Raw genomic sequence first — 14,570 nt, forward strand, 5'->3', positions numbered from 1 at the left:
GTGCTAGCTGCGATCGGTCTGTCTCTTCCGATTGCCCTCGGCCTGCTTTTCGTCTCGATGCCCATGGCGGTGATCGTGCTCGTCATGATCACCGCTGGAGCACATCGAGGGGCGGCATCTTTTCTACTCGGGTGGGTCCTCGGAATCTCGGCAGTCGTCGCGGTGACCATCGTGATCGCGGACTATTCGTTTGCGGAGTCGGAGTCGTCGCAGACTTCCGTGTGGTCGAGCGTCGTACGAATCGTGTTGGGTCTTGTCCTGTTCGGCTTGGCATACAAGCAGTGGCGCGCGCGTCCGCGAAACGGGAGTGAGCCGACAGTTCCGAAGTGGATGAAGAGCGTCGACGGGTTGACTCCGCGGAAGGCGTTCGGGTTGGCGTTCTTGTCCGCGGCGGTCAATCCCAAGAATGCAGCGCTGGCGGTATCCGGTGCGGCCACTATCGCGGTCGCCACGAATGTCGTTGCCCAACAGATTGTTGCCGCGGTGATCTTCACGGTCATCGCGAGCGTCGGCATCGCGTTGCCGATCCTGGTGAAGGTGTTCTCCGGCAAGCGTGCCGACGAGATCCTCGCGTCCGCGAAGGCATGGATGACCGCCAACAACGCGGTGATGATGACGGTCATCCTGACGATCCTCGGTGCGACCGTGCTGGGCGAGGGGCTCAGTGGACTGCAATAGGTCGCCTACCATTGGCGGGTGACTGATTTCGACGACGACGCTGCCGGTTCCATTGCCTCCGCTGCTTTGGCTGTTCTGCGCGAGCAAGGCCCGCTGAGTCTCGAAGAGTGGGCGACCCATCTCGAGGAGTACGGAACTGCGACCGAGTTGGCCGATGTACTCGAGTACCTGTCCGAACCGATGCTCGGGTACCTGCCCAACGGAAAGTACGTCGCTCTCGACACGGTCCTCGAAGGGCTCGTGTTCACTCACCGGCTCAGCGAAGTCGAAATTGCGTCGGACATCCTTGACGCGAGCCCCGACCTGGAACCGATCTTGGCATTCGGCGACGACGACGGGGCGATCCGGGTGGCCCTGGCGGAAGAAGCAGCCTCCGAACGCGGAGCTGCTCCCTTCCGGAGTCGACGAGTTGTGGTACTTCCGGCCGGAACCCTCGGCGAGTGCGCCGACGGTGATCTCGTCGGCTTGGCTGTCGAAGACGGAACACTTGCGTTTCGTCTGGTCGAGATCGAGGACGAACCCGATCTTGCTCCGGCGCTCGGCGAACTCTTCGAGGAGGACGGAGTCGAGGCCCTGGATTCTGTGTGCTGGCAACTCCTGATCGAGGATCCGTCACTCTTCACGGTTCCTGTTGCGCCGCTGGGTGAGATCTTCGAGGTGGCAGGTTACGAGCACGAGCGTGAGCTACTGGCTCGGCGGGGATTCGACTTCGACGCCTACGACCTGCAGATTCGGACAGCCTTGGTGGCCAGTACCTACGACCTGACCCACGACGAGGCAGTCTCTGCCGTTGCGTTTGTCGATCTGGCGGACCGCGGATACACCGACGCGGTCATCGCCGACTTCGATATCGCGGACTGGGCCCACCGTCATGTGAGCGCTGCTCCGGACTCTTTTGTCTCACTGGCAGATCCGGGTGCTGCAGTGGCCGTGTTCGATCTCGGATTTCGGAATCAGGACCCGGTGACCGACGCAATCCTCGAAGCGCTTGCCTCCGAACTGGCCGAGCGAGGGCCACGGTCGGTCAGGGCGGCGGCTCATTGGCTCGCCGGTAAGGCCGTCGATCGGCTGGGGCGCGTCCTCGAAGCGGAGGCGCACTACGAGAAAGCGGTCCTTGCCGAATCCGGTTGGGGTCCGGCTTTGTTCGAGCTGGCTCAGTTCGCGTCGGACCGCGGCGATGCGACCCGGGCGCTGTCACTGCTCGGGCGGATCGACGGCGGAACCGAAGAGAATCTCTACGCCGTACTGCAGGACTTCGTGCCATCCGATCACCCGGAACTCGGTCGAAACGACAAGTGTTGGTGCGGTTCCGGCCGCAAGTACAAGGTCTGCCACCTCGGAAAGGCCGATGAATCCGTCAAGGCGGACGGTCGGTGGCTGTACAAGAAGGCATGCCTGTTTGCGTTCGCCTCCGAATTCGTCGACATCGTGACCGGGCTCGACGATCTCGAAAACGAAAATCTCTCCGAGGACGAACTGATCGCGGCCACGATCTTCGACGGCTCGGCACTGGACGTCGCTCTGTTCGAGGGTGGAATCTTTGCCGAATTCTTGGCCAGACGCAGCGAACTACTTCCGGAGGCGGAAGTTGTGACAGCCGCACAGTGGCTCGGAATCCGGAGGTCGGTGTACGAGGTGATCGAAACGTCCGACACCGGCGTCGTGCTGCTCGATCGTGGGTCCAAGGAGACCGTCACGGTTGCTCACTCGGTCGAAGGCAAGCCAAGTGATGTGATCAGTGCTCGGGTCCTGACGGCCCCCACTGGCGCGTTTGCGGTGGGTGTTGTGGTCATGGCAACGGAATCGCAGGCTGCGAGGGTACTCGAGGTTCTCGCTTCCGAAGATCTCGAGGCCGAAGAACTGGTGCGCGAGTTGCGTGGAGGCGCCGATCACTCGACCGATGACCGGTGACGATGTATCGAGTCGACCCCGTTAAAGTTGGATAGGTGAACGAACCGATGGATGCCAATGACTTGATCGCCGAAGCCGCGATGGAGTTGTTGCGTGAGCACGGCCCGCAGACAGCGGCGGACTGGGGCACCCTGTTGGCCGATGCCGGCCACGGTACAGCCGACGACATGGCCGAATTCGTAGAGTACGTCGAGGACCCACTGCTCGGCTACTTGAGTGAGGAGCGGTACGCCGCACTCGACACGTTGTTCGAGCATCGAGTGCTGACCCATCGGCTCACCGAAGCCGAAATAAAGTCCGGCGTTCTCGACGCGAACCCCGATCTGATGATGCTGCGGGTGTTCCTCGATCGTGACGACGACGAGATTCACGGCATCAGCGTCGTGCACCGCGGGATAGACGACGACCTGTTGGCTGATCGTGGGATCGAAGATCCGGAGTTCCCACACGACGAAGGCTTTCTACTCGACACCGACACCCTTGCCGAGTGCTCGGCAGGTGACTTGATCGGATTGTTCGTCGCTGACCGTGAGCTGACGCTCTGCACCATCCCCGAGGTACTGGATCCCGCACCCGGATTCGGCGAGCACCTGGCGACGGTCCTTGCCGACATCGGTGCTGACACCCTCGATGCCATTGTCTGGCAGTTGATGCTCGACGAGCCGTCGCTGTTCCGTCAGCCGACCGCCCCGCTGGGCGAGATGCTCGAGGCGTCAGGTTACGTCCGCGACGGTGACTACGTTGCGGTCGATGGATTCGATTTCGAGGCATACCACCTGGCGAACCGGGCCCGCATGCTCGAGGTCCGCGAGAATCTGCACCCCGAAGAAGCCGCGTCGGTGATCGCCTTCGTCGATGTGGTCATGGCCGCGAAAGCTGAAGGCGTCGAGGATGTCTCGGACTGGGCGCGCAAGCAGATCAAGGAGGATCCGCAGGCCTTCGCAGGCCTCGCCGAGCCGCCCGCGGCTGCGGTAGCGTTGGAGCTGTTGTCCGAACTCGACGATCATGATTCCGTATTGCATTCTGTTGCAACTGCTCTCGCCGAGAAAGGGTCGCGTCGTGTCAAGCCGGCAGCGCACTGGCTGGCGGGCAAGGCTTCGGATCGTCTCGGCAAGATCCTGGCCGCTGAGGCGTCGTACGAATCAGCGCACGATCTCGATCCCGACTGGACTCCCGCGATCTTCGATCTGGCGCTACTGGCCGCCGATCGAAGCGATGTGACGCGCGCGCTGGCTTTGCTGGGCCGAATCGAGGGTGGCGAGTCCGAGGTTCTGCACGAGGTTCTTCAGCGCTACGCCCCGGCCGAGCACCCCGAACTCGGACGAAATGACAAGTGCTGGTGCGGTTCCGGGCGAAAGTTCAAGGTTTGCCATCTCGGTAAGTCCGAGGTGACGTTCGACGACCGGGCCAGCTGGCTCTACGTCAAGGCTCAGTTGTTCTCGCGCACGCCGGAGTACTTCGACGCCGTGTTCGATCTTGCGCTCATCCGTGCCGAGCAGTTCAACAGCGAAGAAGCACTGACGCTGGCCGTCGAAGGTGGTTTGGCCGTCGACGCTGCTTTGTTCGACGCCGGCATCTTCGCGGCTTTTGTCGAGCGCCGCGGAGAACTGCTGCCTGCCGACGAACGCGAACTGGCCGATCAGTGGTTGTCGATTCCGCGGTCGGTGTACAAGGTCGCCTCGACGGAGCCGGGACAGTTGGTGACCCTCAGCGACGTCCGCAACGGGCATCTGGTGAAGGTCACGGACGAGTGGGGCTCGCTGAACCTCGAGCCAGGCACACTCGTGTGTGCTCGTGTTCTCCCCGCCGGGTCCACGATGCGCACGTTCGGTGGCATCGAACCGCTTGCGGTAGAAGACAAGAAGGAGTTGATCCAACTGATCGAGTCGGTGGATACCGAACCGGGTCAGCTGGTGGAGTTCCTCAGTCGCGGCCTTGCCGGTGCGCCTTTCCGGTAGCGCGAACTACCAAAAAGGCGCACGGGGCCGGAGGCCCTAGGGCGTTACCTGAGCCAACATCATCTGCTCGAAACCCTCACCGTACGGCGGGAGCATTCCCCATTCACCGCGTGGGTCATGCTGCGCTGCTTCGAATACCGTTCGCGCGTGACTGAACTCCAGGAAACCCTCACGGCCGTGGTAGTGCCCGATGCCCGAAGCTCCGACGCCGCCGAAGGGTGCGTCGCTCAGCCCGGGGTGAGACATCGCGTCGTTGATGGTGACGCCGCCCGAGACGGTCCGTTCGAGTACGGATTCCTTCTCGTCCAGATCGGTTCCGAAGTAGTACAGCGCCAACGGTTTCGGTCGTGAATTGATGTCGGCGACGACGTTGTCGAGTTGGTCGTACGGCAAGACGACGACGGCCGGCCCGAAGATCTCCTCCTTCATGATCTGCGCGTCGGTCGGAGGGTCGACCACGATTCGCAGTGGGCGACGACGAGTGTCTGCGGAGAGTTCTTCGTCGGGAACGGTGATGATTCGTGCCCCACGTTCTTCGGCGTCCGCGATGTACCCCTCGATGCGTGCGAGGTGACGATCGCTGACTATCGAGACCATGTCTTTGTTGTCGGCGATCGTGGGAAACAGTCCCGTGAACTGGTCGGTGAACGCGTCGATGAATGCTTCCGTGTTCTCGCGCGGAACGTAGATCAGATCGGGAGAGACACAGAGTTGACCGGCGTTGGTGGACTTCGCGATAGCCAAACGCGAAGCAGCAGAGCTGATATCGGCACTGCGGCTCAAGACGCTCGGTGACTTGCCGCCGAGTTCGAGGGTGACCGGCACCAGGTTCTTCGCAGCATTGGCCATGACCAGCTTTCCGACGGTCGTGCTGCCGGTGAAGACGAGGTGGTCGAAAGGCAGCGACGTCAGCCGATCAGCGACTTCCGGGCCGCCGGTCACCACCGCGACCTCCACGGGGTCGAGAGTTCGACGCGCCGCCTCGGCCAGGACGGCCGCAGTATTGGGCACGATCTCCGACGGTTTGAGAACGGCGCGATTTCCTGCTCCGAGGGCGCAGGCAAGCGGGCTCAGGAGAGTGAACAGGGGAGCATTCCAGGTTCCGATGATGCCGATCGAACCCTTCGGCTGGTACGACACGTACGCCGTGGCACCCAACTGGTCCTGCATCGCTCCGGTAGCTCTCGGTGAGCGAATCATCCACTCTTCGAGCGAATCACGAACGTGCTTGAGTGAAACCATCGACCCGAGAACGTCATTCATCACCGAGTAGGCCGGGATTCGGCCGCCGAAGTCTTCGTTGATCGCCTCGGTCAGATCCTTGTGGTTTGCCACCAGGAGATCGACGACGCGTTGAATGCGCTCGCGTCGTGTCTGCGCGGACGGAAGACCAGCGGCTCGAGTTGCTTCCTGCTGAGCGCGCAGAATCTCTTCGAGATCAGTGGTGACGGCGGCATCGGTGCTCATGGGCACTCCTCGTAGTGGCGAAGTATTGACCGGACCGTATCGACGCGGTGCGAGTGGATGCCCTTTTCGTCTCGTTGACCGGGACGGATTCGATTGGTAGAGAGAACACATGTCGCAGACACAGGTAGAAGACACTGCAGTGAAGATTTCCGTCGAGGAATCGGTGGGACTCGGTTTCCTGACGCTCGATCGGCCGGCGCGGCGCAATCCGCTCTCGGCGGAGACCATGCGTGAGGTGACGGCTGCCCTTGTCGAATTGTCTGTAGACGAGCGCGTGCGGGTCGTGATCGTGCGCGCCGAAGGCCCGGTGTTCTCCGCCGGACACGATCTGACGGAGATGATCGGGAGAACCCTCGAGGACGAGCGGGCGATCTTCGACGGCTGTACCGAGATGATGGAGACCGTACAGCGGATTCCGCAGCCGGTGATTGCCGCAGTACAGGGCCCGGCTATCGCGGCGGGCTGCCAACTGGCCGCGTCGTGTGATCTGGTTGTTGCTGCGTCGAATGCTGTCTTCGGCACGCCGGGCGTCAAGATCGGACTGTTCTGCTCGACGCCCATGGTGGCGCTGAGCAGGGCAGTAGGGCGCAAGCGCTCGATGCAGATGTTGCTCACCGGGCAGACGATCGACGCCGACACCGCTGCGGACTGGGGTCTGGTGAACTTCGTCGTCGCGCCCGAAGACCTGGACCGAGAGGTGCGCGAACTGGCCGCCAAGATCACGACGGCCAGCCCCTTGACGGTGAAGATCGGTAAGCAGGCGTTCTATCGCCAGATCGATCTGCCGCAAGCGCAGGCGTACGAGGCGATGGCGGAAACTATGGCAACCAACGCCGTGACCTGCGACGCTCAGGAAGGTATGCAGGCCTTTGTGGACAAGCGAAAGCCCGAATGGCGCAATAAGTAACGATCGCTCTTCCGGTTTAGTTGGACGTCCTATAACCTGAGGCGCATGAGCCTGGATCCACGCACCAACACTGTCGACGGAGTGCTTCGGCGCTCGGCAGCCAAGTACCCCGACCGTGTAGCCGTCGCATTCGAAGATCGCACTCGCACCTACCGCGAACTCGACGACGCGGTGACGCGGGTCGCCGCCTACTTGCTCGGTCTGGGGCTCGAACACGGCGACCGCGTCGCGGCATACGGAACCAACTCCGACGCCTATGCAATCGGATTTCTTGCCTGTGCACGAGCAGGTTTGGTGCATGTTCCGGTCAATTACGCACTGAAGGGGGAGGAACTCCGGTACCTCGTGGCGCAGTCAGGCGCCCGCTCGGTGTTGGTGGATCCGGCATTGGCGCCGACGCTCGACTCGGTACGCTCCGACCTCGATCTCGATCACGTGATCGCACTGCGGGACGCGGAACTGTCCGTCGTCACGATCGGTGAGGCAGGCGAGGTGCCGGTCTTCGAACCGCGTGCGACGTCGACCGATCTGGCGCAACTCCTGTACACCTCGGGCACCACCTCGAAGCCCAAGGGCGCCATGATGTCTCACGGTGCACTGGTTCACGAGTACGTGTCCTCGGTGATCGCGCTCGGCCTCGACAAGAACGACAACCCGCTGATCTGCATGCCGATGTACCACTCCGCGGGCATGCACGTCTTCATGCTGCCGTACCTGTCCGTCGGCGCGACGGTCAGTCTGATGCAGGCGCCGGACATCCCGGAAATCCTGCGCCGTGTCGAAGCCGAAAAGATCGGATCGCTGTTCCTGGCGCCGACCGTGTGGGTACCGCTGGCCAACCATCCGGACCTCGAGACCCGCGATCTGTCGTCGCTGAAGAAGGCGCAGTACGGCGCCTCGATCATGCCGGTCACCGTGCTCAATCGTCTGCGCGAGCGCTACCCGGACATCGGTTTCTACAACTGCTTCGGCCAGTCCGAAATCGGCCCACTGGCAACAGTTCTCCAGCCCAGCGAGCATGCTGATCGCCCGTCTTCCTGTGGTCGCGCGGTGTTCTTCGTCGAAACCCGCGTCGTCGACGCCGACGGAAACGATGTTGCCGACGGTGAGTCCGGCGAGGTTCTCTACCGCTCACCGCAGCTGTGCAACGGCTACTGGGAGAATCCGGAAGCCACCGCCGAGGCCTTCCGTGACGGCTGGTTCCATTCGGGCGATCTGGTCGTGCGGGACGAAGAAGGGTTCATCACGGTCGTCGACCGGATCAAGGACGTCATCAACACCGGCGGCATCCTGGTGGCGTCACGCGAGGTCGAAGATGCGGTCTACACGCACCCCGCCGTGGCAGAAGTTGCCGTGATCGGTACGCCCGACGAGAAGTGGATCGAGGCCGTCACCGCGATCGTCGTGCTCAAGGACGGCAACGGCGCGTTGACGCCCGAGGCGTTGATTGCCCACGTCAAGGAGCGAATCGCTCCGTTCAAGGTGCCCAAGCATGTCCGTTTCGTGGCCGAGCTTCCGCGCAACCAGAGCGGCAAGCTACTGAAGCGGGAACTGCGCACCGTCTGAAGCTTGCTATAGGTTCTGCCTTACCTTCGGTTCGTTTTCAGGTCTTTGACTCCGATTGCCTCACGGTATTGACTTCGGGGGACGGCATGGACTTCGGAAACAGCAAGGTGAGTGGTGGGAATGCAGGTCGACGCAGATGACTTCGCAGATATCTTGGCGACTGCGCGGGAGTTCATCCGTAAGGAAGTAGTTCCGCGTGAGCAGGAGATAGCCGACACCGACGCCATTCCTGAGGACATACGCAAGAAGGCCGCAGCTATCGGGCTCTTCGGTTACGCGATCCCTCAGGAATGGGGTGGGCTCGGACTCGACCTCACCCAAGACGTCGAACTGGCAATGGAATTCGGCTACACGTCTCTGGCGCTGCGTTCGATGTTCGGTACCAACAACGGAATTGCCGGACAGGTGCTGGTCGGCTTCGGTACCGACGAGCAGAAGGCTCAGTGGCTCGAGCGCATCGCCTCCGGTGATGTCGTGGCTTCCTTTGCTCTCACCGAACCGGGCGCGGGCTCCAACCCGGCCGGCCTTCGGACCAAGGCAGTGCTGGACGGATCCGACTGGGTGATCGACGGCAACAAGCGGTTCATCACCAATGCTCCACTGGCGCAGCTGTTCGTGGTGTTCGCGCGCACTCGCCCGGCGGATTCCGATGGTCCGGGAATTGCAGTGTTCCTGGTTCCGGCTGACACGCCAGGTGTCACGGTCGGTCCCAAGGACAAGAAGATGGGTCAAGAAGGTGCTTGGACCTCCGAGGTCACCTTCGACAACGTCCGAGTTCCCGAGTCGGCCCTCGTCGGTGGCGACCAGGACACCGGATACCGCGCAGCGATGACGTCTCTCGCGCGCGGACGAGTCCATATCGCGGCGCTCTCGGTGGGAGCAGCACAGCGAGCGCTCGACGAATCTGTCGCGTTCTCCGTGGTCACGGAACAGGGCGGCACCGCGATCGGCGACTTCCAGCTGGTTCAAGCGATGCTGGCAGACCAGCAAGCCGGTGTGATGGCAGGGCGCGCGATGGTGCGCGAGGTGGCCGCGCGGTACGTCAGCGGTGAGGATCGCCGTCTCGGGCCTTCGGCGGCAAAGCTTTTCTGCACCGAGATGGTGGGCAAGGTCGCAGATCTCGCCGTGCAGATCCACGGGGGCAACGGGTACATGCGCGGTGTTCCGGTCGAACGCATCTACCGTGAAGTTCGCCTGTTGCGCCTGTACGAGGGAACCAGCGAGATCCAGCGTCTGATTCTCGGTGGTGGGCTCGTGGCGCAAGCGAAAAAGCAAAACCAACGCTGACACATTTTCCAGACGAGCTTTAACCTCACGAACGGAGTGGACATGGGATTGTTGGACGGCAAGGTTGCGGTAGTGACCGGCGGAGCCCAGGGCATCGGGCTCGAAATTGCGCGCACCTTCATCAAGGAAGGCGCGACCGTCGTTCTCGGCGACATCAACGAAACCGTGGGAACGGCTGCGGTCGCCGAACTCGGTGGAGAGTCGGTCGCCCGTTTCGCTTCCTGCGACGTGCGTGACTCCGGACAGGTCGAGGCCATGCTCGATCTGGCCGAAAGCGCTTTCGGTCCAGTCGATGTCATGGTCAACAACGCCGGCATGACGCGCGACGCCACGATGCGGAAGATGACCGAGCAGGACTTCGACGACGTGATCGCAGTTCACCTCAAGGGCGCCTGGAACGGAACACGCGCTGCCGCCGCCCGCATGCGCGAGCGTGAGACGGGCGCGATCGTGAACATCTCGTCGATCTCCGGCAAGGTGGGCATGCTCGGGCAGACCAACTACTCGGCCGCGAAGGCCGGGATCGTCGGTCTGACGAAGGCCGCGGCAAAAGAGGTCGCGTTCAAGAACGTTCGCGTCAACGCCGTTCAGCCCGGACTGGTCCGCACGGCGATGACCGAGGCGATGCCCGAACGGATCTGGAACGAGAAGCTTGCCGAGATTCCGATGGGGCGCGCAGCCGAGCCTTCGGAAGTTGCTTCGGTTGTGCTGTTCCTCGCGAGCGACCTCTCGAGCTACATGACCGGCACGGTTCTCGAGATCACCGGCGGCCGCCACATCTGATCCGTCCTGTTCGAGTGCAAGAATTCAGAGTGTGAGAATTCTGGGTGTAAAACTTCTGGGGTGACTACTGACATGGGACAGCCGAACTCGGATCTTCCGCTCGACGGAATCACCGTAGTTGCACTCGAACAGGCGGTGGCGGCACCGCTCGCCACCAGGCATCTCGCGGACATGGGTGCGCGGGTGATCAAGATAGAACGCGTCGGCGAGGGTGACTTCGCGCGTCACTACGACCAGGCGGTTCACGGTCAGGCATCACACTTCGTGTGGCTCAACCGTTCCAAGGAATCGATCGCCGTCGACGTGAAGTCGGACCCCGGCCGGCAGATCCTTCTCGATCTGGTCGCGCGAGCCGATGTGTTCCTGCAGAACCTGGCTCCCGACGCAGCCGCGAGACTGGGGTTCGGCGCGGAGGAACTGCGCGATAAATACCCACGGCTCATCGTGATCGACATGTCCGGCTACGGCAGTGCCGGCCCGCGGCGCGAGCGTAAGGCCTACGACATGTTGGTCCAAGCCGAGACCGGAATGATCTCCGTGACAGGCACACCGGAGACGGCCACCAAGACCGGCATCCCGGTCTCCGACATCGCGGCAGGAATGTACGCGCTGACTTCGATTCTGAGCGCCCTGTTCCGTAGAGAGCGAACGGGCAAGGGAGCGCTCGTCGAGGTCTCGATGTTCGATTCCACCGTCGAGTGGCTGGGCCATCCGATGTACATGAAAATGTATGCGGACAAGCAGATTCCACGTGTCGGTCTCGGCCATGCCGCGATCGTTCCCTACGATTCGTATCCCACGGCCGACGGCGAAATCCTGATCGGCGTCCAGAACGATCGTGGATGGCGAGCGCTGATGGTGGACGTGTTCGAGCGAGAGGATCTGGTCGATCATCCGCGTTACCGCACCAACATCGTGCGCGTCGAAAACCGTGGCGAGGTGGACGAATTGGTAGGCTCTCTGACGCGTCTGTTCTCGACGACAGATCTGGATCAGCGTCTGGCCGCCGCTGGTGTTCCGGCCGCGGCACTCAACGACATGGCCGGTCTGCTGGAACATCCGCAGCTGGAGAAGCGTGCCAGGTGGCGGTCCGTGGGCACCGAGAACGGTGCGATCGATGCCGTGCTGCCTCCGATGACGTATTCGGATGTCGAAATGCGCATGGGTGACGTTCCGGCACTCGGCCAGCAGACGGATTCTCTGCTGGCCGAGTTGGGACTTACGGGAGACCGGATCGCGGAACTTCGCCGCGACGGATCGATCGGTTAACGCTTCTAGCGTCGCAGGTTCTCGAACACCGCGGCAATCCCTTGTCCGCCACCGATACACATGGTCTCGATCCCGTACCGTGTCTGGCGCCGGTCGAGTTCGCGCAGCAGATTGGCGAGGATCCGCCCACCGGTAGCGCCGACAGGATGTCCGAGCGAGATTCCGGAACCGTTGACGTTGAAGCGTTCTTCGATGTCCTGCGCGCTCAATCCCCAGGCTTTGGCGCACGCGAGAACCTGGGCGGCGAAGGCCTCGTTGACTTCGATGAGGTCGATGTCGTCCAGCGACAGATCGACACGGGAGAGAGCCTTCGCCACGGCAGGCACCGGTCCGATGCCCATCCGGTTCGGCTCCACACCGGCCACACCCCAGCTGACCAGTTTCGCGAACGGCCGCAGGCCCAGCCGTTCGGCGTTGGCCGCAGTGGTGACGATGGCCGCGGCTCCGGCGTCGTTCTGGCCGCAGGCGTTTCCGGCGGTGACTGTTGCTTCAGGGTCGACGCGACCTCGAATGGGGCGCAGTGCAGCAAGATCGGACAGTTGTATCCCTCGGCGCGGATGCTCGTCTTGGGTGACGACTGTCTGCTCACCACGGCGTCCGGGCACCGAAACGGGAATGGTCTCGTCGTCGAAGTACCCACTGTCTTGGGCGTGAACGGCCCGTTCGTGCGATCGCACCGCGTATCGGTCCTGCTCGTCGCGGGTGATCGAGTACTCCCGGCGCAAGTTCTCGGCGGTCTCGATCATGCCGCCTTCCACCGGAAAGTTGACTCCGCCGGAGTTCGTGCGCGGTTTGGCCAATCGGTCGTGGAACTCGACGGAAGGGCGCTTTGTGCCCCAACGCATGTCGGTGGAGTAGAACTCGGTTCCGCTCATGCTCTCGGCGCCGCCGGCGATGACCAGATCACTCATCCCGGTCTGTACCTGCATCGCGGCGTAGATGATCGCCTGCAATCCCGAACCGCAACGGCGATCGAGTTGTATTCCGGGAACGGACACGTCGAGACCGGCGTCGAGTGCCGCGATTCGTCCGATGGCCGCGGCCTCTCCGTTGGCGTACCCCTGACCGAAGATGACGTCGTCGACATCGGTGGACGCAATGCCGGTTCGTTCGACGAGGCCACGCACAACAGTGCCGGCGAGTGTGGTGACGGGAACGTCCTTGAAGACTCCGCCGAATCCGCCCACCGGGGTGCGAACGGGTTCACAGATGACTGCGTCGTGCATGGAATGCGCCTGTCTCGAGAAGAGGTGGGGAATGCGTCGCGTGAACGGGCCGATCGAAGGGCCCGTCGCGACCTGGCCACTCGAATATCCAGCACGCGTGGCGCGGTTGTCAACAGCAGGAACGACCTGTTCGGACATAGTTTCCGCCATACGGTTCGTATGCGAAATCGACTTTGACACATATACCGTTCGGGGATTGAATGGATACAGCGTCTCTGCCGCACATACGTCGCGGCGGGATGAAAGTTCCTGGAGTCGAATCAATTTCGTCGACCGGGAGGGCACGAAGTACCGACTGACAGGTGGAACAGTGACTCGTTTGGCGCAGACGGCGGGATTGACCGAAACTCAGACCGATATCGTCGGGGCGGTACGCGAGTTCGTCGATCGTGTGGTCATCCCCGCGGCGCAGGAACTCGAACACTCGGATACGTACCCGACCGACATCGTCAAGCAGATGAAGGACATGGGTCTGTTCGGACTGACCATCGACCCCGAGTACGGGGGTATCGGCGAATCATTGCTCACCTACGCGCTGTGCGTCGAAGAATTGGCCCGTGGATGGATGAGCGTGTCCGGTGTCATCAACACGCATTTCATCGTGGCTCACATGATTTCGGCGCACGGGACGCCGGAACAGAAGGCGAAGTACCTGCCGCGTTTGGCTTCCGGGGAACTCACCGGTGCATTTTCCATGTCGGAGCCTGCCCTCGGTTCCGATGTTGCTGCCATATCGACCAAGGCGAAGCGGACGGACTCCGGCGATTACGTGATCACCGGCCAGAAGATGTGGCTGACCAACGGGGGTTCCTCGACCTTGGTGGCAGTCCTGGTCAAGACGGACGAGGGCGCGGAGAAGCCGCACAACAATCTGACGACGATATTGATCGAGAAACCCGCAGGTTTCGGCGAGGTACTCCCGGGCCTGACCATTCCGGGCAAGCTCGAGAAGATGGGGTACAAGGGAATCGACACCACGGAGATGATCTTCGACGGTTTCGAGATCGGAGCCGAGGAGGTTCTCGGTGGCACCCCTGGCTCGGGATTTCGGCACATGATGGACGGCGTCGAGGTCGGCCGGGTCAACGTCGCCGCGCGTGCCTGCGGAATTGCCCAGCGCGCTTTCGAACTGGCTGTCACCTACGCCAAGCAACGAGAGACTTTCGGCAAGCCGATCGCCGAGCATCAGGCCATCGCGTTCCGGATCGCCGAGATGGGCACCAAAGTCGAAGCGGCACATCTGATGATGGTCAACGCTGCCAGGCTCAAGGACTCGGGTGAGCGCAACGATGTCGCCGCGGGTATGGCGAAGTATCTGGCGAGTGAATTCTGCTCGGAGGTCACCCAGGACAGCTTCCGTATCCACGGCGGATACGGCTATTCCAAGGAATACGAGATCGAGCGGTTGATGCGTGAGGCGCCGTTCCTTCTGATCGGTGAAGGCACCAGCGACATCCAGAAGCAGATCATCAGCAAGGGCCTGCTTCGCACGTACAACTGAGCCGAGAAGCGGCACCG

At 62.2% G+C, this 14,570-nt stretch carries 11 protein-coding genes; 9 read left to right on the plus strand and 2 right to left on the minus strand.

Annotation, left to right across the window (positions count from 1 at the left end; all coding sequences use genetic code 11):
* The 3 genes from ABH939_RS00780 to ABH939_RS00790 are packed head-to-tail and all read left to right on the plus strand — an operon-like array spanning position 1 to position 4,547.
* On the plus strand, positions 1-678 hold the full coding sequence (locus tag ABH939_RS00780) for a GAP family protein (protein ID WP_047272160.1): 678 nt from the start codon (positions 1-3) through the stop codon (positions 676-678).
* Positions 679-696: 18 nt separating this feature from the next.
* Positions 697-2,589 (plus strand): SEC-C metal-binding domain-containing protein, encoded by a 1,893-nt coding sequence (locus tag ABH939_RS00785; protein ID WP_404649191.1) that lies wholly within the window; start codon positions 697-699, stop codon positions 2,587-2,589.
* Positions 2,590-2,624: 35 nt separating this feature from the next.
* On the plus strand, positions 2,625-4,547 hold the full coding sequence (locus ABH939_RS00790; protein ID WP_404649192.1) for an SEC-C metal-binding domain-containing protein: 1,923 nt from the start codon (positions 2,625-2,627) through the stop codon (positions 4,545-4,547).
* Between the two features lie 36 nt (positions 4,548-4,583).
* Here the strand turns inward: ABH939_RS00790 and ABH939_RS00795 are convergent, their stop codons facing one another.
* The gene (locus ABH939_RS00795) at positions 4,584-6,014 is read right to left on the minus strand and encodes a coniferyl aldehyde dehydrogenase (RefSeq protein ID WP_003940108.1); all 1,431 of its coding nucleotides are present in this window, start codon (positions 6,012-6,014) and stop codon (positions 4,584-4,586) included.
* A 109-nt stretch (positions 6,015-6,123) separates the two neighbouring features.
* Between ABH939_RS00795 and ABH939_RS00800 the strand changes: the two genes are divergently transcribed.
* From ABH939_RS00800 to ABH939_RS00820, 5 genes are all read left to right on the plus strand, one after another.
* Positions 6,124-6,921 carry an enoyl-CoA hydratase gene (locus tag ABH939_RS00800; RefSeq protein WP_003939812.1) on the plus strand — a complete coding sequence of 266 codons (798 nt, stop codon included), beginning with the start codon at positions 6,124-6,126 and terminating at the stop codon, positions 6,919-6,921.
* Between the two features lie 45 nt (positions 6,922-6,966).
* Positions 6,967-8,487, plus strand: a complete 1,521-nt coding sequence (locus ABH939_RS00805; RefSeq protein WP_404649193.1) for an acyl-CoA synthetase — start codon at positions 6,967-6,969, stop codon at positions 8,485-8,487.
* A gap of 120 nt (positions 8,488-8,607) precedes the next feature.
* Positions 8,608-9,774, plus strand: a complete 1,167-nt coding sequence (locus ABH939_RS00810) for an acyl-CoA dehydrogenase family protein (RefSeq protein ID WP_007729538.1) — start codon at positions 8,608-8,610, stop codon at positions 9,772-9,774.
* Positions 9,775-9,816: 42 nt separating this feature from the next.
* Positions 9,817-10,557, plus strand: a complete 741-nt coding sequence (fabG, locus tag ABH939_RS00815) for a 3-oxoacyl-ACP reductase FabG (protein ID WP_003940214.1) — start codon at positions 9,817-9,819, stop codon at positions 10,555-10,557.
* Between the two features lie 72 nt (positions 10,558-10,629).
* Positions 10,630-11,826: a CaiB/BaiF CoA transferase family protein gene (locus ABH939_RS00820; RefSeq protein WP_404649467.1), complete on the plus strand. Its 1,197-nt coding sequence runs from the start codon at positions 10,630-10,632 to the stop codon at positions 11,824-11,826.
* A gap of 5 nt (positions 11,827-11,831) precedes the next feature.
* On the opposite strand, the gene ABH939_RS00825 is transcribed toward ABH939_RS00820, so the two are convergent.
* A complete protein-coding gene (locus tag ABH939_RS00825; protein WP_404649194.1) occupies positions 11,832-13,052 on the minus strand; it encodes an acetyl-CoA C-acetyltransferase in 1,221 nt (406 codons plus the stop codon).
* A gap of 310 nt (positions 13,053-13,362) precedes the next feature.
* On the opposite strand from ABH939_RS00825, the gene ABH939_RS00830 reads away from it, so the two are divergent.
* Positions 13,363-14,553, plus strand: coding sequence for an acyl-CoA dehydrogenase family protein (locus ABH939_RS00830; RefSeq protein ID WP_007729528.1), 1,191 nt, complete (start codon positions 13,363-13,365; stop codon positions 14,551-14,553).
* Positions 14,554-14,570: the final 17 nt, after the last annotated feature.

This window comes from Rhodococcus sp. 27YEA6, from assembly GCF_044908235.1.
Classification (GTDB): Bacteria; Actinomycetota; Actinomycetes; order Mycobacteriales; family Mycobacteriaceae; genus Rhodococcus_F; species Rhodococcus_F qingshengii.

Bases quoted from the DNA above. Each gene is read 5' to 3' on its own strand.
- ABH939_RS00805 (WP_404649193.1), top strand. From the start codon at position 6,967: ATGAGCCTGGATCCACGCACCAACACTGTCGACGGAGTGCTTCGGCGC.
- ABH939_RS00800 (WP_003939812.1), top strand. From the start codon at position 6,124: ATGTCGCAGACACAGGTAGAAGACACTGCAGTGAAGATTTCCGTCGAG.
- ABH939_RS00795 (WP_003940108.1), bottom strand. From the start codon at position 6,014: ATGAGCACCGATGCCGCCGTCACCACTGATCTCGAAGAGATTCTGCGC.
- ABH939_RS00810 (WP_007729538.1), top strand. From the start codon at position 8,608: ATGCAGGTCGACGCAGATGACTTCGCAGATATCTTGGCGACTGCGCGG.
- ABH939_RS00820 (WP_404649467.1), top strand. From the start codon at position 10,630: ATGGGACAGCCGAACTCGGATCTTCCGCTCGACGGAATCACCGTAGTT.
- fabG (WP_003940214.1), top strand. From the start codon at position 9,817: ATGGGATTGTTGGACGGCAAGGTTGCGGTAGTGACCGGCGGAGCCCAG.
- ABH939_RS00825 (WP_404649194.1), bottom strand. From the start codon at position 13,052: ATGCACGACGCAGTCATCTGTGAACCCGTTCGCACCCCGGTGGGCGGA.